Annotated in this window: 16 protein-coding genes; 9 read left to right on the forward strand and 7 right to left on the reverse strand. The window is 59.4% G+C overall.

Annotation, left to right across the window (positions count from 1 at the left end; genetic code table 11):
• Positions 1 to 16 precede the first annotated feature (16 nt).
• Positions 17 to 463: an NUDIX hydrolase gene (locus tag ACTJK7_RS24410; protein ID WP_323151603.1), complete on the reverse strand. Its 447-nt coding sequence runs from the start codon at positions 461 to 463 to the stop codon at positions 17 to 19.
• Between the two features lie 200 nt (positions 464 to 663).
• Positions 664 to 2889, reverse strand: coding sequence for an NADP-dependent isocitrate dehydrogenase (locus ACTJK7_RS24415; protein ID WP_108562685.1), 2226 nt, complete (start codon positions 2887 to 2889; stop codon positions 664 to 666).
• 481 nt (positions 2890 to 3370) lie between these two features.
• On the opposite strand from ACTJK7_RS24415, the gene icd reads away from it, so the two are divergent.
• Complete coding sequence (icd, locus tag ACTJK7_RS24420; RefSeq protein WP_064380687.1) at positions 3371 to 4627, forward strand: NADP-dependent isocitrate dehydrogenase; 1257 nt, start codon at positions 3371 to 3373, stop codon at positions 4625 to 4627.
• A 79-nt stretch (positions 4628 to 4706) separates the two neighbouring features.
• Here the strand turns inward: icd and ACTJK7_RS24425 are convergent, their stop codons facing one another.
• On the reverse strand, positions 4707 to 4988 hold the full coding sequence (locus ACTJK7_RS24425) for a cold shock domain-containing protein (RefSeq protein ID WP_064380685.1): 282 nt from the start codon (positions 4986 to 4988) through the stop codon (positions 4707 to 4709).
• A gap of 224 nt (positions 4989 to 5212) precedes the next feature.
• Here ACTJK7_RS24425 and clpS point away from each other — a divergent pair, with 224 nt between their 5' ends.
• Both clpS and clpA read left to right on the forward strand, forming a co-directional pair.
• Positions 5213 to 5596, forward strand: coding sequence for an ATP-dependent Clp protease adapter ClpS (gene clpS, locus ACTJK7_RS24430; protein ID WP_011334948.1), 384 nt, complete (start codon positions 5213 to 5215; stop codon positions 5594 to 5596).
• Between the two features lie 30 nt (positions 5597 to 5626).
• Entirely contained in the window at positions 5627 to 7897 is a 2271-nt protein-coding gene (gene clpA / locus ACTJK7_RS24435; RefSeq protein WP_007951436.1) for an ATP-dependent Clp protease ATP-binding subunit ClpA, read from the forward strand.
• Positions 7898 to 8851: 954 nt separating this feature from the next.
• Here clpA and infA read toward each other — a convergent pair.
• The 3 genes from infA to aat form a co-directional block, all read right to left on the reverse strand.
• The gene (gene infA / locus ACTJK7_RS24440) at positions 8852 to 9070 is read right to left on the reverse strand and encodes a translation initiation factor IF-1 (RefSeq protein WP_002553999.1); all 219 of its coding nucleotides are present in this window, start codon (positions 9068 to 9070) and stop codon (positions 8852 to 8854) included.
• A gap of 112 nt (positions 9071 to 9182) precedes the next feature.
• Entirely contained in the window at positions 9183 to 9890 is a 708-nt protein-coding gene (locus ACTJK7_RS24445) for an arginyltransferase (RefSeq protein ID WP_064380683.1), read from the reverse strand.
• A gap of 58 nt (positions 9891 to 9948) precedes the next feature.
• On the reverse strand, positions 9949 to 10629 hold the full coding sequence (gene aat, locus ACTJK7_RS24450; RefSeq protein ID WP_064380682.1) for a leucyl/phenylalanyl-tRNA--protein transferase: 681 nt from the start codon (positions 10627 to 10629) through the stop codon (positions 9949 to 9951).
• A 521-nt stretch (positions 10630 to 11150) separates the two neighbouring features.
• On the opposite strand from aat, the gene ACTJK7_RS24455 reads away from it, so the two are divergent.
• The 6 genes from ACTJK7_RS24455 (at position 11151) to cysG (ending at position 18666) form a co-directional block, all read left to right on the forward strand.
• The gene (locus tag ACTJK7_RS24455; RefSeq protein ID WP_084776936.1) at positions 11151 to 13559 is read left to right on the forward strand and encodes a DNA translocase FtsK; all 2409 of its coding nucleotides are present in this window, start codon (positions 11151 to 11153) and stop codon (positions 13557 to 13559) included.
• A 74-nt stretch (positions 13560 to 13633) separates the two neighbouring features.
• Entirely contained in the window at positions 13634 to 14254 is a 621-nt protein-coding gene (gene lolA / locus ACTJK7_RS24460) for an outer membrane lipoprotein chaperone LolA (RefSeq protein WP_108562683.1), read from the forward strand.
• Between the two features lie 24 nt (positions 14255 to 14278).
• Positions 14279 to 15601: a replication-associated recombination protein A gene (locus tag ACTJK7_RS24465; RefSeq protein WP_007958186.1), complete on the forward strand. Its 1323-nt coding sequence runs from the start codon at positions 14279 to 14281 to the stop codon at positions 15599 to 15601.
• A complete protein-coding gene (crcB, locus tag ACTJK7_RS24470; protein ID WP_323151189.1) occupies positions 15601 to 15975 on the forward strand; it encodes a fluoride efflux transporter CrcB in 375 nt (124 codons plus the stop codon). The genes ACTJK7_RS24465 and crcB overlap by 1 nt, the downstream gene beginning before the upstream one ends.
• Before the next feature lie 15 nt (positions 15976 to 15990).
• The gene (serS, locus tag ACTJK7_RS24475) at positions 15991 to 17271 is read left to right on the forward strand and encodes a serine--tRNA ligase (protein ID WP_064380676.1); all 1281 of its coding nucleotides are present in this window, start codon (positions 15991 to 15993) and stop codon (positions 17269 to 17271) included.
• Entirely contained in the window at positions 17272 to 18666 is a 1395-nt protein-coding gene (cysG, locus tag ACTJK7_RS24480) for a siroheme synthase CysG (RefSeq protein WP_108562679.1), read from the forward strand.
• 45 nt (positions 18667 to 18711) lie between these two features.
• Here the strand turns inward: cysG and ACTJK7_RS24485 are convergent, their stop codons facing one another.
• Positions 18712 to 19713 carry a glutathione S-transferase family protein gene (locus ACTJK7_RS24485; RefSeq protein WP_108562677.1) on the reverse strand — a complete coding sequence of 334 codons (1002 nt, stop codon included), beginning with the start codon at positions 19711 to 19713 and terminating at the stop codon, positions 18712 to 18714.
• Between the last annotated feature and the right edge of the window lie 11 nt (positions 19714 to 19724).

Raw genomic sequence — 19724 nt, forward strand, 5'->3', positions numbered from 1 at the left:
GCTCACGGCCTCAAGGCTAAAGGGAAGGGCGGATCAGTTCGAGGCCGAAGCGATTGCCGGCCAGATAATCATCAATGCAACGGATGATCAGCTCGCTGCGCCAGTTATCGCGCTGGGCCAATAATTCGTCGCGGGTCAGCCACTTGGCGCCGACGATGCCGTCGTCCAGTTGATAATCCGGGTGATGTTTCACGGCTTTGGCGCTGAAGCATACGCGCTGGTAAGTCACGCCGTTGCTCGGGGCGGTGTACAGATAAATGCCGATCACGGCGGTAGGTTCGACGTCCCAGCCGGTTTCTTCGAGGGTTTCGCGTACGGCGGCTTCGATCAGGGTTTCGTCCGGATCCAGATGGCCGGCCGGCTGATTGAGCACGTTGCGCCCGGCCTTGTGTTCCTCGACCATCAGGAAACGACCGTTGTCCTCGACGATGGTGGCAACGGTGATGTGGGGGAGCCAGTCCATAAGTCGTCCTCAATTTTCCAAATCTTGAAACACTATCCCTGTGGGAGCTGGCTTGCCAGCGATAGCGGTGGATCAATCACCATGATTGTTGGCTGATCGGCTGCCATCGCTGGCAAGCCAGCTCCCACAAGGGTTTGTGTTGTCTTCAGAAACACAAACCCCGGCACGGGGCCGGGGTTTGTGATGTTCCCTTTACAACCTTATACCAGCGCAGCAATCGCCGCGTTGAAGGTTGCGCTTGGGCGCATGGCCTTGCTGATCAGCTCGGCATTGGCGTGGTAGTAACCGCCGATGTCCACTGGCTTGCCTTGAACGGCGTTGAGCTCGGCGACGATGGTCGCTTCGTTCTCGGTCAGGGTTTTGGCCAGAGTCGCGAACTGCGCTTGCAGGGCAGCGTCTTCAGTCTGGGCGGCCAGGGCTTGTGCCCAGTACATTGCCAGGTAGAAGTGGCTGCCGCGGTTGTCGATGTTGCCGACTTTGCGCGATGGCGACTTGTTGTTGTCGAGGAACTGGCCAGTGGCCTGGTCCAGAGTCTTGGACAGCACCAGCGCTTTCGGGTTGTTGTAGTTCACACCCAAGTGCTCGAGAGAAGCGGCCAGGGCCAGGAATTCACCCAGCGAATCCCAGCGCAGGAAGTTCTCTTCGACCAGTTGCTGTACGTGCTTCGGCGCCGAACCGCCGGCGCCGGTTTCGAACAGGCCACCGCCGTTCATCAGCGGCACGATCGAGAGCATCTTGGCGCTGGTGCCCAGTTCCATGATCGGGAACAGGTCGGTCAGGTAGTCGCGCAGTACGTTGCCGGTCACCGAAATGGTGTCCTTGCCTTCGCGGGTGCGCTGCAGGGTGAATTTCATGGCATCGACCGGCGCCATGATCTGGATGTCCAGACCGGTGGTGTCGTGATCCTTCAGGTAAGCCTGAACCTTCTCGATCACCACGCCGTCGTGTGCGCGCATCGGGTCCAGCCAGAAAATGGCTGGAGTTGCGCTTGCACGAGCACGGTTGACGGCCAGTTTGACCCAGTCCTGGATCGGCGCGTCCTTGGTCTGGCACATGCGGAAGATGTCGCCGGCTTCAACAGCCTGTTCCATCAGCAGGGTGCCTTTGCTGTCGGTCACGCGAACCACGCCGTCGGCCTTGATCTGGAAGGTCTTGTCGTGGGAACCGTATTCTTCGGCTTTTTTAGCCATCAGGCCAACGTTTGGCACGCTGCCCATGGTGGTCGGATCGAAAGCGCCATTGGCTTTGCAATCTTCGATCACGGCCTGGTAGATGGTGGCGTAGCAACGATCCGGGATCACGGCCTTGGTGTCGTGCAGCTGGCCGTCGGTGCCCCACATCTTGCCGGAGTCACGGATCATGGCCGGCATCGAGGCGTCGACGATAACGTCGCTCGGCACGTGCAGGTTGGTGATGCCTTTGTCGGAGTTGACCATCGCCAGCGACGGACGAACGGCGTAGACCGCTTGAATGTCAGCTTCGATCTGGGCTTGCTGCTCGGCCGGCAGGGATTTGATGCGGGCGTACAGGTCGCCGATGCCGTTGTTCAGGTTGAAGCCGATTTCGGCCAGCACGTCGGCGTGCTTGGTCAGGGCGTCCTTGTAGAACTCGGCAACGATCTGACCAAACATGATCGGGTCGGAGACCTTCATCATGGTGGCTTTCAGGTGAACCGACAGCAGCACGCCTTGTTGCTTGGCGCTGTCGATTTCAGCGGCGATGAACGCGCGCAGGGCCTTTTTGCTCATCACGGAGCAGTCGAGGATCTCGCCCGCCTGAACGGTGGTCTTTTCTTTCAGGACGGTCGCGGTGCCGTCTTTGGCGATCAGTTCGATCTTCACGGCGTCAGCGGCGTCGATCAGGACAGCTTTTTCGCTGCCATAGAAATCGCCGGTGCTCATGTGAGCGACATGAGACTTGGAGTCTTTGGCCCAGGCGCCCATTTTGTGCGGGTGCTTGCGAGCGTAGTTCTTGACCGACAGCGGCGCACGACGGTCGGAGTTGCCTTCACGCAGAACCGGGTTCACGGCGCTGCCCTTGACCTTGTCGTAACGCGCCTTGGCTTCTTTTTCGGCGTCGTTGGTCACGGATTCCGGGTAGTCCGGCAGGTTGTAGCCCTGGGCTTGCAGTTCTTTGATCGCGGCCTGCAACTGCGGAACCGAAGCGCTGATGTTCGGCAGCTTGATGATATTGGCTTCAGGCGTAACGGCCAGGTCGCCCAGTTCGGCGAGGTGGTCGGCTACGGCTTTGTCGCCCAGTTGCTCGGGGAAGCTGGCCAGAATGCGTGCTGCAAGAGAGATATCGCGGGTTTCCACGGCGATATCGGCCGAGGCGGTGTAAGCCTCGATGATCGGCAGCAGGGAATAGGTGGCGAGGGCTGGAGCTTCGTCGGTGAAGGTATAGATGATCTTCGAGCGGGTGGGCATATTCGGATTAACTCTCTCTTCTTTGCTAAAGCGTGCGCAGAAACTCGAGGGGCGCCGGGTAAGCGCGTTCGTTCAAAGTCATCCATGAACCGAATGTCGAGAATCTTCGCGGTGATGTTGGGTGCATCAGTAGAGCGTCAAGCAGTCGGACTGCGGTAACAACCCGACCAATCAGGCGGAAAGTCTCGTGCTAGAGAGGCCAGCCGTCGTGACCCTGTGGTCAGCGGGCGGCATTATACATAGGTAGCTGGCAATCTGCCGATGGTTCATATGCAACGATTCTCGTCCATTGGTCTAAAGGTCGCAGGGGGGGGTGGGGCGTAGAGTCGCCGTGAATGCTTGAGATTGGCGCTTTTCCCTTTGCTTTCAGGCTTGTACGAAACGAGATGTGGTCGCGCCCGGAACAGAGGGTTTGCGTGTTGATTCAACTGGGTTACGCTCGAACCAAGCCAGATGTTCAATCCAAACAATGGAGTTCAGCATGGGTTACAAGAAGATTCAGGTTCCAGCCGTCGGCGACAAAATCACCGTCAACGCAGACCATTCTCTCAATGTCCCTGATAACCCGATCATTCCCTTCATCGAAGGTGACGGCATTGGCGTCGACGTCAGCCCTGTGATGATCAAAGTGGTTGATGCTGCCGTAGAAAAAGCCTACGGGGGCAAGCGCAAGATTTCCTGGATGGAGGTTTATGCTGGCGAAAAAGCAACTCAGGTTTATGACCAGGACACCTGGCTGCCCCAGGAAACCCTGGACGCGGTCAAAGATTACGTGGTTTCCATCAAAGGCCCGCTGACCACTCCGGTCGGTGGCGGCATCCGCTCCCTCAACGTCGCCCTGCGTCAACAGCTCGATCTCTATGTCTGCCTGCGCCCTGTGGTGTGGTTCGAAGGCGTGCCGAGCCCGGTGAAAAAGCCTGGCGACGTCGACATGGTGATCTTCCGCGAGAACTCCGAAGACATTTATGCCGGTATCGAATGGAAGGCCGGCTCCCCTGAAGCCACCAAGGTCATCAAATTCCTGAAAGAAGAAATGGGCGTCACCAAGATCCGTTTCGACCAGGATTGCGGCATCGGCATCAAGCCGGTTTCCAAAGAAGGCACCAAGCGTCTGGTTCGCAAGGCGCTGCAATACGTGGTGGACAACGACCGCAAGTCGCTGACCATCGTGCACAAGGGCAACATCATGAAATTCACCGAAGGTGCCTTCAAGGACTGGGGTTACGAGGTGGCGAAGGAAGAATTCGGCGCCGAGCTGCTCGATGGCGGCCCATGGATGAAATTCAAGAACCCGAAAACCGGTCGTGAAGTCGTCGTCAAGGACGCCATCGCCGACGCCATGCTTCAGCAGATCCTGCTGCGTCCGGCCGAGTACGATGTGATCGCCACCCTCAACCTCAACGGTGACTACCTGTCCGACGCCCTGGCAGCGGAAGTGGGCGGTATCGGTATCGCGCCGGGTGCCAACCTGTCCGACACCGTGGCCATGTTCGAGGCGACCCACGGTACCGCGCCGAAATATGCCGGCAAGGACCAGGTCAACCCGGGCTCGGTGATCCTGTCGGCGGAGATGATGCTGCGCCACCTGGGCTGGACCGAGGCGGCCGACCTGATCATCAAGGGCACCAATGGCGCCATCAAGGCCAAGACCGTGACCTACGACTTCGAACGTCTGATGGAAGGCGCCACGCTGGTGTCTTCTTCGGGCTTCGGTGATGCGCTGATCAAGCACATGTAATAAAGCCAGCTGCAACGAAACCGCCCGGCTCGAGTAATCGAGTCGGGCGGTTTGTTTTCTGGCAGGTGTTCGGGTCGCTTCAGCTGGTCACTGACTGGTGATGAGCAGCGGACGGGGCCGCATCTTTTGCGGCTTCGACATTCTGAATTTTTGTGGCATGCAGGCCTTTGGGGCCTTGCACGATCTCGAATTTGACGATCTGCCCGGCTTTGAGGGTTTTGTATCCGTCCATTTCAATGGCGGAATAGTGGGCAAAGAAATCGATCTCCTTGCCGTCCTCGTCCTTCCCCTCGCGGGAGTCGGTGTTTATGAAACCGAACCCCTTGGCATTGTTGAACCATTTCACCTTGCCGACAGCCATGCTCAAATCCCTCTGCAACAGTCTCCATCGCTGGAGTATCATCCAATTCATCCGCAGTCGAATCCGTTAAAAAGATTGACTCCGCGGATCTTTTTTCCCCACTGTGGGTTCTATTGGTTGTAACACCGTTTTCCCGATAGTCAAGGTGACCGGGCAGTCGGAGTTGAAAACGTGTCAAGCCGCCCCCACCACTGTATTTGCACAACTGACGAACCTTTCTTTCCATGCATGCAATCAGCCAGATTCGACTAACATTCAATCAGGATCGCCCGCTTCTCCAAAAGGATCTTCCACAGGAGCACGACGACGATTCGGCAGGCGTTGCTGTTCAGGAAGCAAAGCCTGCGTTACAGGCGCCGCCGATGTACAAGGTGGTTTTGTTCAATGATGACTACACACCGATGGATTTCGTCGTCGAAGTGCTCGAGGTGTTTTTTAACCTGAATCGCGAGCTGGCGACCAAGGTCATGCTGGCCGTCCACACAGAAGGGCGGGCAGTATGTGGAGTGTTTACCCGCGACATCGCCGAGACAAAGGCCATGCAGGTCAACCAGTACGCCAGGGAAAGCCAGCATCCGCTACTCTGTGAAATCGAGAAGGACGGTTAATCGCCGACCACTTGGGTATGAGGTGAAGCTATGTTAAACCGCGAGCTCGAAGTCACCCTCAATCTTGCCTTCAAGGAGGCACGTTCGAAACGTCATGAGTTCATGACCGTCGAACACCTGCTGCTGGCCCTATTGGACAATGAGGCTGCCGCCACCGTATTGCGTGCCTGCGGCGCAAACCTCGACAAACTCAAGCACGACCTGCAGGAGTTCATCGACTCCACCACGCCATTGATCCCCGTCCATGACGAGGATCGCGAAACCCAGCCAACCCTGGGCTTCCAGCGTGTGCTGCAACGTGCTGTCTTTCATGTGCAGAGCTCGGGCAAACGCGAAGTGACCGGCGCCAACGTGCTGGTTGCAATCTTCAGTGAGCAAGAGAGTCAGGCGGTGTTCCTGCTGAAACAGCAGAGCGTTGCACGCATTGATGTCGTCAACTATATCGCTCACGGCATTTCCAAAGTGCCGGGGCATGGCGATCACTCTGAAGGTGAACAAGATATGCAGGACGATGAGGGCGGTGAGTCTTCTTCTTCAGGCAATCCGCTGGACGCTTATGCCAGCAATCTCAACGAACTCGCACGTCAGGGCCGGATCGATCCGCTGGTCGGGCGGGAAACGGAAGTCGAGCGTGTCGCGCAGATTCTTGCGCGCCGTCGCAAGAACAATCCGCTGCTGGTGGGCGAGGCGGGCGTGGGTAAAACCGCGATTGCCGAAGGCCTGGCCAAGCGCATTGTCGACAACCAGGTGCCGGACCTGCTGGCCAACAGCGTCGTTTACTCACTCGATCTGGGCGCTCTGCTCGCGGGCACCAAGTATCGCGGTGATTTCGAGAAGCGCTTCAAGGCGCTGCTCAACGAGCTGAAAAAACGTCCGCAGGCGATCCTGTTCATCGACGAGATCCACACCATTATCGGTGCAGGTGCCGCTTCGGGCGGCGTCATGGATGCCTCGAACCTGCTCAAGCCGCTGCTGTCGTCTGGCGACATTCGCTGCATCGGTTCGACCACGTTCCAGGAATTCCGTGGCATCTTCGAAAAAGACCGCGCCCTGGCGCGTCGCTTCCAGAAGGTCGATGTCGTCGAGCCGTCGGTGGAAGATACCATCGGTATCCTGCGCGGTCTGAAAGGGCGCTTTGAACAGCATCACAACATCGAATACAGCGATGAGTCACTGCGCGCCGCTGCGGAACTGGCTTCGCGCTACATCAATGACCGGCACATGCCGGACAAGGCCATCGATGTGATCGACGAGGCCGGCGCTTATCAGCGTCTGCAACCGGTCGAGAAGCGTGTGAAACGCATCGAAGTCCCTGAAGTCGAGGACATCGTTGCGAAAATCGCGCGGATTCCGCCGAAGCACGTCACCAGCTCCGACAAGGAACTGCTGCGTAACCTCGAGCGTGATCTGAAGCTGACGGTGTTTGGTCAGGACGCGGCGATCGATTCGCTGTCGACTGCGATCAAATTGTCCCGTGCCGGCCTCAAGTCGCCTGACAAGCCTGTCGGTTCGTTCCTGTTCGCAGGGCCGACCGGTGTCGGTAAAACCGAAGCCGCGCGTCAATTGGCCAAGGCGTTGGGGATCGAACTGGTGCGCTTCGACATGTCCGAGTACATGGAGCGCCACACCGTATCGCGTCTGATCGGTGCGCCTCCGGGTTATGTCGGTTTCGATCAGGGCGGTCTGCTGACCGAAGCGATCACCAAGCAGCCGCATTGCGTATTGCTGCTCGATGAAATCGAGAAGGCGCATCCGGAAGTCTTCAACCTGCTGCTGCAGGTGATGGACCACGGCACGCTGACTGACAACAACGGGCGCAAGGCGGACTTCCGCAACGTGATCGTGATCATGACCACCAACGCCGGTGCTGAAACGGCGGCACGTGCTTCGATCGGCTTCACCCATCAGGACCACTCGTCCGATGCGATGGAAGTGATCAAGAAGAGCTTCACGCCGGAATTCCGCAACCGTCTGGATACCATCATTCAGTTTGGTCGCCTCAGTCATGAGGTTATCAAAAGTGTGGTGGACAAGTTCCTCACCGAACTTCAGGCGCAATTGGAAGACAAACGTGTGCTTCTGGAGGTTACCGATGCGGCGCGCAGCTGGCTGGCGGCCGGTGGGTACGATTCGGCCATGGGCGCTCGTCCGATGGCGCGTCTGATCCAGGACAAGATCAAGCGTCCGCTGGCGGAGGAGATTCTGTTTGGCGAGCTGGCCGAGCATGGCGGTGTGGTTCACATCGACATCAAGGATGGTGAGCTGACGTTTGACTTCGAGACCACTGCAGAAATGGCCTGACGGCTGGTAAGTGAAAAGGCGCCTTCGGGCGCCTTTTTATTGTCTGTTTGTTTGGTGTGAATATCCGTTGTTGCGGTAACGGCTTCTTAGGGTTCCGCCCTTACGGCGGGTCACTTTTGGCAAACGCCCGGAATGCCGGCCCAGCCAAAAGTAACCAAAAGGTCTCTAACCCTGACGTACGGCCCCTCGCTGAGGCTCGGGGTTCCTTCGCTCCGGGATCGATCCGGGGGCATCGCCTACGGTTTGCTTCGCTGCACCTCCTCTCGATGTGTTTGGCTTCGCCAAACGGTCGCTGCGCTCCCACCCCCGGATCAATCCCTCCACTCAGCCTGCCGACGGGCCCTGCGATCAAAAGCGGTACTCGAGCTAACGCTCATCGTTTTGAGTGGGAAGGAGCGGGGCGTGTTTGGTTTTGGTTTTGTGGTGGGTTTACCCCTCACCCCAGCCCTCTCCCCGAGGAGAGGGGGCCGATTTGTGGGCTTTTCAAAACTTGAGTTCGACTCGGTACTTCACGTCGGCGTCGTTCAGTCCCCTCTCCCTCCGGTACATACAGGGAGAGGGCTAGGGTGAGGGGCTCTTGATCTGGCTCTTGATCTGCTTTTGATCTTTAGCCCCTTCGGCAGGCCGAGCGGAGGTGTCCATCAGGGGGTAGGCGCATAGCGCCGTGCGGCGAAGCCGCATGCATCGAGAGGAGGTGCAGCGAAGCAAACCGTAGGCGATGCCCCCTGGTGGACACCGTAGCGAGGGAACACTGAGCCTAGGCGAAGTGCCGTACGCCGGGGCAAAAGCCTTTTGGTTCCTTTTTGGCGTTTGAAAAAGGGACTCGCTGTAAGAGCGAAACCATAAGAAGCCGTTACCGCAGCAACGGATATACACCCAAAACTCAAGCACAAACCCAAAACCCAGACAAACAAAAACGCCCGGCATTAAGCCGGGCGTCTTGTATTGACTTGATTAGCGAGCGCGGTAAGTAATACGCCCTTTGCTCAAGTCATAGGGCGTCAGCTCGACGCGCACTTTGTCACCGGTAAGAATACGAATGTAGTTCTTGCGCATCTTGCCGGAAATATGCGCGGTTACGACGTGCCCATTTTCCAACTCCACACGAAACATGGTGTTGGGCAGGGTGTCGACGACAGTGCCTTCCATTTCGAAGCTGTCTTCTTTCGACATGCAGTAAAGCCCTCGGTATCCAATGAATGGCCCGGTGCAACTGCGCCAGGCAAAAGCGGCGTGCATTGTGCCCGAAAAATGGGGTTTACGCCAAGGGGTTTAGGGTTTGCATTCAGTTCAGGATGACCCAGCGCTGATTAATGAGCAGTTCAATGGGCCGATATTGGGTCTTGTAGTTCATCTTTTTGCAGTTTTTGATCCAGTAACCCAGGTAGACCGCCTCAAGCCTCAGGCGCTGGGCTTCGGCGATTTGCCAGAGGATGGCGTAGCGCCCGAGGCTGCGGCGTTCTTCCTGCGGTTCGTAAAAGGTGTAGACCGCTGACAGGCCGTTGGGCAGGAGGTCGGTGACGGCCACTGCCAGCAACCGTCCGTCGAGCCGGAACTCGTAAAAGCGGGAGAAGGGCAGGTCGCGTACCAGAAAAGTCGAGAATTGATCACGGCTCGGCGGGTACATGTCGCCATCCGCGTGGCGCTGTTCGATGTAGCGCTGATAAAGGTCGAAATACTCTTCGCTGAACGCCGGCTTGACCGGGCGCACCTGCAAATCGCTGTTGCGTTTGAAAATACGTTTCTGCTGCCGGTTGGGGTTGAACTGCGCTACCGGAATGCGCGCAGGCACGCAGGCATTGCAGTTCTGGCAATGCGGGCGGTACAGGTGATCGCCGCTGCGACGAAAGCCCATTTCTGACAGGTCTGCGTAGACATGCACATCCATGGGCTGGCTCGGATCAAGGAACAGGGTCGTGGCCTGTTCCTCGGGCAGATAACTGCAAGAGTGAGGCTGAGTGGCATAAAACTTCAACCGCGCCAACTCGGTCATGATCAACCCTCAAGGGTAAGCTGGTGAATTAAGTGTAAGCCACGCGCGCAAAAGTCGCTCAGCAAACCCAGGTAGCAAGATTGGGTTGATCGAGGTATCTGGTCAGATAGTCGGCGAATGTCTGCCGTGAAATGGCCCGGGCGCCGAGGCTGTGCAGGTGGTCGGTTGGCATCTGACAGTCGATCAGCGCGAAACCCGCTTCCTTGAGATGTTGCACCAGTGTGGCAAAGCCGTACTTGGAAGCATTGTCCGCACGGCTGAACATCGACTCGCCGAAGAACAGTTGCCCCATCGCCAGGCCGTACAGGCCGCCGACCAGTTCGCCCTGATCCCAGACTTCCACCGAATGGGCAAAGCCACGTCGATGCAGTTCGATATAGGCGTCCTGCATCGCCTCGGTGATCCAGGTGCCGTCGGCGTATTCCCGGGGAGCGGCGCAAGCGCGGATCACGGCGTCGAAATCCTGATCGAAGGTCACTCGATAGCGTTGTTTACGCATCAATTTGCCAAGGCTGCGCGAGACGTGCAGTTCGTCGGGAAAAAGCACGGTGCGCGGATCCGGCGACCACCACAGAATCGGCTGGCCTTCGGAAAACCACGGAAAGCAGCCGTGACGATAGGCCTGGATCAGGCGATCGGCGGACAGGTCGCCGCCGGCCGCCAGCAATCCGTTGGGATCGCGCATGGCCTTTTCCAGTGGCGGGAAAGTCAGTGAATTGCGTTGTAACCAAGTCAGCATGGCGTCCAGGCTTGCAAAAGGGGAGGGCGGTGGGCGCTGGGCCCGCGCTAAAGTGTGCCGGGAAATGAGGCGAATGTCCTCCGTTGCAGTACGGCTTTTGCGTAGCTGCAACTTGAGCATCCGGATGCGGTCGTAATCGGGCGTTGCACCGGTGCGAGCAAGCTTGCCGACGTCAATGTGTGGCGTTCATGGGAGATGAGGTGCGCATGCTTCGCTACGTTCATCAAATACACCTCATAAGCCTTTGTCACAAAAGACAATGCATGCTCAAATTGAACGCCGGGTGTTGTGCGTTTGGCTATGCTTGAACCAGAGACCTGGAAGCATGGCATCGAACGCGCAAACCCGTACAATGCCGGGCTGTTACAGAATATTCGCCGCGTGCCGTGTTTATAAAAGGCGGGGCGCAGTGTTAAAAGTAGTCTCCGTTGCGCCCGTCAATTTTTTACCTGCCTGGATTGGGCAGTTTTTTATCGTCATTCAATAGATGGACGCGCCTCTGGCGCAGGAAAAGAAGCGTTTTGAAGAAATCCACGGAAGCACCAAAAACAGTCGTTCCGCTTTGGCGCCAGCAATTGCACTACCGGCTCAAGGAAGGTGCATTGATCGCCATCGGCGCCTTGTGCCTGTTCCTGATGATGGCTTTGCTGACCTACGGCAAGGACGATCCGGGCTGGAGCCACAACAGCAAGATCGATGACGTGCAGAATTTCGGTGGCCCGGCGGGCTCCTACAGCGCCGACATCCTGTTCATGGTGCTGGGTTACTTCGCGTACATCTTCCCGCTGCTGCTGGCGATCAAGGCGTATCAGATCTTCCGTCAGCGCCACGAGCCGTGGCAGTGGAGCGGCTGGCTGTTCTCCTGGCGCCTGATCGGCCTGGTGTTTCTGGTGTTGTCCGGCGCCGCGCTGGCGCACATTCATTTCCATGCACCCACCGGATTGCCGGCCGGCGCGGGTGGTGCGCTGGGTGAAAGCCTTGGTGACCTGGCCCGCAATGCCCTGAACATTCAGGGCAGTACGTTGCTGTTCATTGCGCTCTTCCTGTTCGGCCTGACGGTGTTCACCGACCTGTCGTGGTTCAAGGTGATGGACATCACCGGCAAGATCACCCTCGACCTGTTCGAACTGTTCCAGGGCGCGGTCAACCGTTGGTGGTCGGCGCGTACCGAGCGCAAGCAACTGGTCGCGCAGCTGCGTGAAGTCGACGATCGCGTGCATGACGTGGTTGCACCGACGGTCACCGACAAACGCGAGCAGGCCAAGGTCAAGGAGCGTCTGATCGAGCGCGAACAGGCCCTGAGCAAGCACATGTCCGAGCGCGAGAAACAGGTGCCGCCGGTCATCGCCCCGGCCCCGGTCAAGGCGCCGGAGCCAAGCAAGCGCGTGCAGAAAGAGAAGCAGGTGCCGTTGTTCGTCGACAGCGCCGTGGAAGGCACCTTGCCACCGATCTCGATCCTCGATCCCGCGGAAAAGAAACAACTCAATTATTCGCCCGAGTCCCTGGCCGCGGTCGGCCACTTGCTGGAGATCAAGCTCAAGGAATTCGGCGTCGAAGTGACCGTGGATTCGATCCATCCCGGCCCGGTCATTACCCGTTACGAAATCCAGCCTGCTGCGGGCGTCAAGGTCAGCCGTATCGCCAACCTGGCAAAAGACCTTGCGCGTTCGCTGGCCGTGACCAGCGTGCGGGTGGTGGAAGTGATTCCTGGCAAGACCACGGTCGGTATCGAGATCCCTAACGAAGACCGGCAGATCGTGCGCTTCTCCGAAGTGCTGTCGACCCCCGAGTACGACAACTTCAAATCGCCAGTCACTCTGGCCCTGGGCCACGACATCGGCGGCAAACCGGTCATCACCGATCTGGCAAAGATGCCGCACCTGCTGGTGGCCGGTACCACCGGTTCCGGTAAGTCGGTGGGCGTGAACGCGATGATCCTGTCGATCCTGTTCAAATCCGGCCCGGACGACGCCAAGCTGATCATGATCGACCCGAAAATGCTCGAGCTGTCGATCTACGAAGGCATTCCGCACCTGCTGTGCCCGGTCGTGACCGACATGAAGGACGCCGCCAACGCCCTGCGCTGGAGCGTGGCCGAGATGGAGCGTCGCTACAAGCTGATGGCGAAGATGGGCGTGCGAAACCTGTCCGGCTTTAACGCCAAGGTCAAGGAAGCCCAGGATGCCGGCGAGCCGCTGAGCGATCCGCTGTACAAACGTGAAAGCATCCACGACGAAGCGCCGCTGTTGCAGAAGCTGCCGACCATCGTCGTGGTCGTGGACGAATTCGCCGACATGATGATGATCGTCGGCAAGAAGGTCGAAGAACTGATCGCCCGTATCGCCCAGAAGGCGCGTGCGGCCGGTATCCACCTGATCCTTGCTACCCAGCGGCCGTCGGTGGACGTGATCACCGGTCTGATCAAGGCCAACATCCCGACCCGGATGGCGTTCCAGGTGTCGAGCAAGATCGACTCCCGGACCATTATCGACCAGGGCGGCGCCGAGCAACTGCTCGGCCACGGTGACATGCTCTACATGCCGCCGGGCACCAGCCTGCCGATTCGGGTCCACGGCGCCTTCGTGTCCGACGATGAAGTTCACCGGGTGGTTGAAGCCTGGAAACTGCGCGGCGCGCCGGAATACAACGACGACATCCTCAACGGTGTCGAAGAGGCGGGCAGTGGTTTCGAAGGCAGCAGCGGCGGCGGTGACGGCGACGATCCGGAAGCCGACGCGCTGTACGACGAAGCCGTGCAGTTCGTACTTGAAAGCCGTCGCGCCTCCATCTCCGCTGTACAGCGCAAGCTGAAGATCGGTTACAACCGTGCCGCGCGCATGATCGAAGCCATGGAAATGGCCGGGGTCGTGACGTCGATGAACACCAACGGTTCCCGCGAAGTCCTGGCCCCTGGCCCGGTACGCGACTGATTCGATTGATCCAAATGCAATGGGCGGTGCATGAAGCGCCGTCCTCTTTCCCACGAGTATTCAAGAGGACTCCCATGCGTCTTATCCGCATGTTGCTGCCGGTACTGGCTTTGACCACCCTCACGGCTCACGCCGATGACAAGGATGTGTCTCGCCTGACCCAATTGCTCGAAACATCCAAGACCCTGACCGCCAACTTCTCCCAACTGACCCTCGACGGCAGCGGCACCCAGTTGCAGGAAACCACCGGCGACATGACCCTGCAGCGTCCGGGCCTGTTCTACTGGCACACCAATGCGCCCGCCGAGCAGACCATGGTGTCCGACGGCAAGAAGGTCACCCTGTGGGACCCGGACCTGGAACAGGCCACCATCAAGAAGCTCGATGAACGTCTGACCCAGACCCCGGCTCTGTTGCTGTCCGGCGACGTATCGAAAATCAGCCAGAGCTTCGACATCACCGCCAAAGAGGCCGGTGGCGTGATCGACTTCACCCTGAAGCCGAAAACCAAGGACACCCTGTTCGACAGCCTGCGCCTGTCGTTCCGCAACGGTCTGGTCAATGACATGCAACTGATCGACAGCGTCGGCCAGCGCACCAACATCCTGTTTACCGGGGTCAAGGCCAACGAAGCGGTTCCGGCCTCGAAGTTCAAGTTCGACATCCCGAAGGGTGCCGATGTGATTCAGGAATAAACACAGAGGTTTCAACAGTACGTGATGGATCTGTTTCGCAGTGCACCGATTGCCCAGCCACTGGCCGCCCGTTTGCGGGCGACCAATCTGGATGAGTACGTCGGTCAGGAACACGTGCTCGCTCGCGGCAAGCCTTTGCGCGAAGCGCTGGAGCAGGGTGCCCTGCATTCGATGATCTTCTGGGGCCCGCCGGGCGTGGGCAAGACCACGCTGGCGCGGTTGCTGGCGGAAGTCTCGGATGCGCACTTTGAAACGGTTTCGGCGGTGCTGGCCGGGGTCAAGGAGATCCGTCAGGCGGTGGAAATCGCCAAGCAGCAGGCCGGCCAATACGGCAAGCGCACGATTCTGTTTGTCGATGAAGTACACCGCTTCAACAAGTCTCAACAGGACGCCTTCCTGCCGTACGTTGAAGACGGCACGCTGATCTTCATTGGCGCCACCACCGAAAACCCTTCGTTCGAACTGAACAACGCATTGCTGTCGCGGGCGCGAGTCTATGTACTCAAGAGCCTCGACGAAGCGGCGTTGCGCAAACTGGTGCACCGCGCACTCACCGAAGAGCGTGGTCTGGGCAAGCGTCATCTGACCCTCAGCGATGAAGGCTTCCAGATGCTGCTGTCTGCCGCCGACGGCGATGGCCGGCGCCTGCTGAACCTGCTGGAAAACGCCTCGGATCTGGCTGAAGACAACAGTGAGATGGGCACCGAGCTGTTGCAAAGCCTGCTCGGCGACACTCGCCGGCGCTTCGACAAGGGCGGCGAAGCGTTCTACGACCAGATTTCCGCGCTGCACAAGTCAGTGCGCGGCTCCAATCCGGATGGTGCGCTGTACTGGTTTGCGCGAATGATCGACGGCGGCTGCGATCCGCTGTACCTCGCCCGGCGCGTGGTGCGCATGGCCAGCGAAGACATCGGCAACGCCGATCCTCGTGCCTTGAGTCTGTGCCTCGCCGCGTGGGAAGTGCAGGAACGTCTCGGCAGCCCGGAAGGTGAGTTGGCAGTGGCTCAGGCCATCACTTATCTGGCCTGTGCGCCGAAAAGCAACGCGGTGTACATGGGCTTCAAGACCGCGCTGCGCGCCGCCGCCGAACATGGCTCGCTGGAAGTGCCGCTGCACCTGCGCAATGCGCCGACCAAATTGATGAAGCAATTGGGTTATGGCGACGAATACCGTTATGCCCACGACGAGCCAGACGCCTACGCGGCCGGCGAAGACTATTTCCCGGAAGAACTCGACCCGATTCCGTTCTACCAGCCGGTGCCCCGTGGCCTGGAGTTGAAGATCGGCGAAAAGCTCAACCACCTCGCCCAACTTGATCGATTAAGCCCCCGGCAGCGGAGAAAATAGTGGTTCCACTGATCGTTGCAGTCTCCGTCGGCGGGATTGCCGGCACCTTGTTGCGCTTCGCCACCGGCAATTGGGTCAGCGCCAATTGGCCGCGGCACTTCTATACCGCGACGCTGGCCGTTAATATCGTGGGCTGTCTGCTGATTGGCGTGCTGTACGGCCTGTTTTTGATACGCCCGGAAGTACCGATCGAGGTGCGTGCCGGGTTGATGGTCGGCTTCCTCGGGGGGCTGACGACATTTTCATCCTTTTCACTGGATACGGTGCGCCTGCTGGAAAGCGGGCAAGTGCCGCTGGCCCTGGGCTATGCGGCCATCAGCGTATTCGGCGGGCTGCTCGCGACCTGGGCCGGCCTGTCCCTGACCAAACTTTGATAACGAGAAACCGACATGCTCGATTCCAAACTGTTACGTAGCAACCTTCAGGACGTAGCGGACCGCCTGGCTTCCCGTGGCTTTGCCCTGGATGTCGCGCGCATCGAAGCGCTGGAAGAACAGCGCAAGACCGTCCAGACCCGCACCGAAGCACTGCAGGCTGAGCGTAACGCGCGTTCCAAATCCATCGGTCAGGCCAAGCAGCGCGGCGAAGACATCGCGCCGCTGATGGCGGACGTCGAGCGCATGGCGGGCGAACTGAGCGCCGGTAAAGTCGAGCTGGACGCGATCCAGACCGAACTGGATTCGATCCTGCTGGGCATCCCGAACCTGCCGCACGAATCGGTACCGGTCGGCGAAGACGAAGACGGCAACGTCGAAGTCCGTCGCTGGGGCACCCCGACCGCTTTCGATTTCCCGGTACAGGACCACGTGGCCCTTGGCGAGAAATTCGGCTGGCTCGACTTCGAAACTGCCGCCAAGCTGTCGGGCGCACGTTTCGCCCTGCTGCGCGGCCCGATTGCCCGCCTGCACCGCGCACTGGCGCAGTTCATGATCAACCTGCACGTCACCGAGCACGGCTACGAAGAGGCCTACACGCCTTATCTGGTTCAGGCTCCGGCGCTGCAAGGCACCGGCCAATTGCCGAAGTTCGAAGAGGACCTGTTCAAGATCGCTCGCGAAGGCGAAGCCGATCTGTACCTGATCCCGACCGCCGAAGTGTCGCTGACCAACATCGTGGCCGGTGAAATCGTCGATTCGAAACAGCTGCCGATCAAGTTCGTCGCTCACACTCCGTGCTTCCGCAGCGAAGCCGGCGCGTCGGGTCGTGACACTCGCGGCATGATCCGTCAGCACCAGTTCGACAAGGTCGAGATGGTGCAGATCGTCGAGCCGTCGAAGTCGATGGAAGCGCTGGAAAGCCTGACCGCCAACGCCGAGAAAGTTCTGCAACTGCTGGGTCTGCCTTACCGTACCCTGGCGCTGTGCACCGGTGACATGGGCTTCAGCGCGGTCAAGACGTACGACCTGGAAGTGTGGATCCCGAGCCAGGACAAATACCGTGAAATCTCGTCGTGCTCCAACTGCGGCGACTTCCAGGCCCGCCGTATGCAGGCGCGTTTCCGCAACCCGGAAACCGGCAAGCCTGAGCTGGTGCACACCCTGAACGGTTCCGGTCTGGCGGTCGGTCGTACCTTGGTGGCCGTGCTGGAAAACTATCAGCAGGCCGACGGTTCGATCCGTGTGCCGGACGTGCTGAAGCCGTACATGGGTGGCCTTGAGGTCATCGGTTAAATGAAATATCTGCCGCTGTTTCACAACCTGCGCGGCAGTCGTGTGTTGGTTGTCGGTGGGGGGGAGATTGCCTTGCGCAAGTCCCGCCTGCTGGCCGATGCCGGTGCGCTGCTGCGGGTGGTCGCACCTGAAATCGAAGCGCAACTGCGCGAACTGGTTGCCGCCAGCGGTGGCGAATGCCTGCTGCGTGGCTACACCGAAACGGATCTGGACGGTTGCGGGCTGATCATTGCCGCCACCGACGACGAAGCGTTGAACGCGCACGTCTCCGCCGATGCCCATCGGCGCTGCGTGCCGGTCAATGTGGTCGATGCGCCGGCGCTGTGCAGCGTGATTTTCCCGGCGATTGTCGATCGTTCACCGCTGATCATCGCGGTCTCCAGTGGCGGCGATGCGCCGGTGCTGGCCCGACTGATTCGCGCCAAGATCGAAACCTGGATTCCCTCGACCTACGGCCATCTGGCCGGTCTGGCCGCGCGGTTTCGCGATCAGGTCAAAGGCCTGTTTCCCGATGTGCAGCAACGTCGCGGTTTTTGGGAAGACGTGTTCCAGGGGCCGATTGCTGATCGGCAACTGGCAGGACAGGGCGCCGAAGCCGAACGTTTGCTGCAAGCCAAGATTGACGGCGAAGCCATGGTTACGACCGGTGAGGTGTATCTGGTGGGCGCAGGGCCGGGTGATCCGGATCTGCTGACCTTCCGCGCCTTGCGCCTGATGCAGCAAGCCGATGTGGTGCTGTACGACCGCTTGGTGGCTCCGGCGATTCTTGAACTGTGCCGCCGCGATGCCGAGCGGGTCTACGTCGGCAAGCGTCGCGCCGATCACGCCGTGCCGCAGGATCAGATCAACCAGCAACTGGTGGATCTGGCCAAGGCCGGCAAGCGTGTGGTGCGGTTGAAGGGCGGGGATCCGTTCATTTTCGGCCGTGGCGGCGAAGAGATCGAAGAACTGGCGGCCCATGGCATCCCGTTCCAGGTGGTGCCGGGCATCACGGCGGCCAGCGGTTGCGCGGCGTATGCCGGGATTCCGCTGACCCATCGCGATTATGCGCAGTCGGTGCGTTTCGTCACCGGGCACTTGAAGGACGGTTCCACCGACCTGTTGTGGGCGGACCTTGTCGCGCCGGCGCAGACCTTGGTGTTCTACATGGGCCTGGTGGGATTGCCGATCATCTGCGAGCAGTTGATCAAACATGGTCGTGCGGCCGAAACGCCGGCAGCGCTGATCCAGCAGGGCACCACGGTCAATCAGCGGGTCTTCACCGGCACGCTGGCCGACCTGCCGCGTCTGGTGGCGGAGCATGAAGTGCATGCGCCGACGCTGGTGATCGTCGGCGAAGTGGTGCAACTGCGCGAGAAACTGGCGTGGTTCGAGGGCGCTCAGGGTCAAATCTGACGACTCTGAGAGGATCGTCCCCACGCGGTGGGAACGATCCTGCTCTCAACCTCGGCGCCAAACCCCTTTCCCGCCCAACCGGTCCCGGTCATGGGCAACAGTGAAATCCTGCTTCGGCCCCTTCGGCACTACCCCGGTCGGGTTGATGGTCTTGTGGCTGCCGTAGTAGTGATGCTTGATGTGCTGGAAATCCACGGTCTCGGCAACGCCCGGCCACTGGTACATCTCACGCAGCCAGTTCGACAGGTTCGGATAATCGCTGATCCGCCGCAGATTGCATTTGAAGTGCCCGTGGTACACCGCGTCGAAACGAATCAGTGTGGTGAACAACCGCACGTCCGCCTCGGTCAGGTATTCACCCGTCAGATAACGGTTGGCGCCCAGCACCTGCTCCAGATGATCCAGTTCGGCAAACACGTCATCGAACGCTTCTTCATAGGCTTTTTGCGAGGTGGCGAAACCGGCGCGATACACGCCGTTGTTCACGGCAGGGTAGATCCGCTCGTTCAGCGCATCGATCTCGCTGCGTAATGGCGCTGGATAGAAGTCCAGATCGTTGCCGGTCAAGTCATCGAAGGCGCTGTTGAACATGCGGATGATCTCCGCCGATTCATTGCTGACGATGCGTTTGAGCTTCTTGTCCCACAGCACCGGCACGGTGACGCGGCCGGTGTAGTTGGCGGTGTCGGCGGTGTAGCGCTGGTGCATGAAATCGAAATGGTCGAGTTTGTCGCCGGTCGAACCGAGGTTCTGATCGAAGGTCCAGCCGTTTTCCAGCATCAGCCAGCTGACGACGGAAACGTCGATCAGACTTTCCAGGCCCTTGAGCTTGCGCAGGATCAGCGTGCGATGAGCCCATGGACAGGCGAGAGAGACATAAAGGTGATAACGCCCGGCTTCGGCGGCGAAACCGCCTTCACCGCTCGGGCCCGGCTCGCCATTGCGAGTGACCCAATTGCGGCGCTGCGCCTGTTCGCGCTGGAAGGCGCCGTCCTTGCTGCTTTCGTACCACTTGTCCTGCCAGCGGCCGTCGACGAGTAAACCCATGATCAAGACTC

Source organism: Pseudomonas sp. 22085 (genome assembly GCF_052045815.1).
Lineage (GTDB): Bacteria > Pseudomonadota > Gammaproteobacteria > Pseudomonadales > Pseudomonadaceae > Aquipseudomonas > Aquipseudomonas glycinae.

Excerpts from the sequence above, each read along its gene's own strand:
- ACTJK7_RS24410 (WP_323151603.1), bottom strand. The coding sequence starts at position 463 with ATGGACTGGCTCCCCCACATCACCGTTGCCACCATCGTCGAGGACAAC.
- ACTJK7_RS24415 (WP_108562685.1), bottom strand. The coding sequence starts at position 2,889 with ATGCCCACCCGCTCGAAGATCATCTATACCTTCACCGACGAAGCTCCA.
- icd (WP_064380687.1), top strand. The coding sequence starts at position 3,371 with ATGGGTTACAAGAAGATTCAGGTTCCAGCCGTCGGCGACAAAATCACC.
- ACTJK7_RS24425 (WP_064380685.1), bottom strand. The coding sequence starts at position 4,988 with ATGGCTGTCGGCAAGGTGAAATGGTTCAACAATGCCAAGGGGTTCGGT.
- clpS (WP_011334948.1), top strand. The coding sequence starts at position 5,213 with ATGCATGCAATCAGCCAGATTCGACTAACATTCAATCAGGATCGCCCG.
- clpA (WP_007951436.1), top strand. The coding sequence starts at position 5,627 with ATGTTAAACCGCGAGCTCGAAGTCACCCTCAATCTTGCCTTCAAGGAG.
- infA (WP_002553999.1), bottom strand. The coding sequence starts at position 9,070 with ATGTCGAAAGAAGACAGCTTCGAAATGGAAGGCACTGTCGTCGACACC.
- ACTJK7_RS24445 (WP_064380683.1), bottom strand. The coding sequence starts at position 9,890 with ATGACCGAGTTGGCGCGGTTGAAGTTTTATGCCACTCAGCCTCACTCT.
- aat (WP_064380682.1), bottom strand. The coding sequence starts at position 10,629 with ATGCTGACTTGGTTACAACGCAATTCACTGACTTTCCCGCCACTGGAA.
- lolA (WP_108562683.1), top strand. The coding sequence starts at position 13,634 with ATGCGTCTTATCCGCATGTTGCTGCCGGTACTGGCTTTGACCACCCTC.
- ACTJK7_RS24465 (WP_007958186.1), top strand. The coding sequence starts at position 14,279 with ATGGATCTGTTTCGCAGTGCACCGATTGCCCAGCCACTGGCCGCCCGT.
- serS (WP_064380676.1), top strand. The coding sequence starts at position 15,991 with ATGCTCGATTCCAAACTGTTACGTAGCAACCTTCAGGACGTAGCGGAC.
- cysG (WP_108562679.1), top strand. The coding sequence starts at position 17,272 with ATGAAATATCTGCCGCTGTTTCACAACCTGCGCGGCAGTCGTGTGTTG.
- ACTJK7_RS24485 (WP_108562677.1), bottom strand. The coding sequence starts at position 19,713 with ATGGGTTTACTCGTCGACGGCCGCTGGCAGGACAAGTGGTACGAAAGC.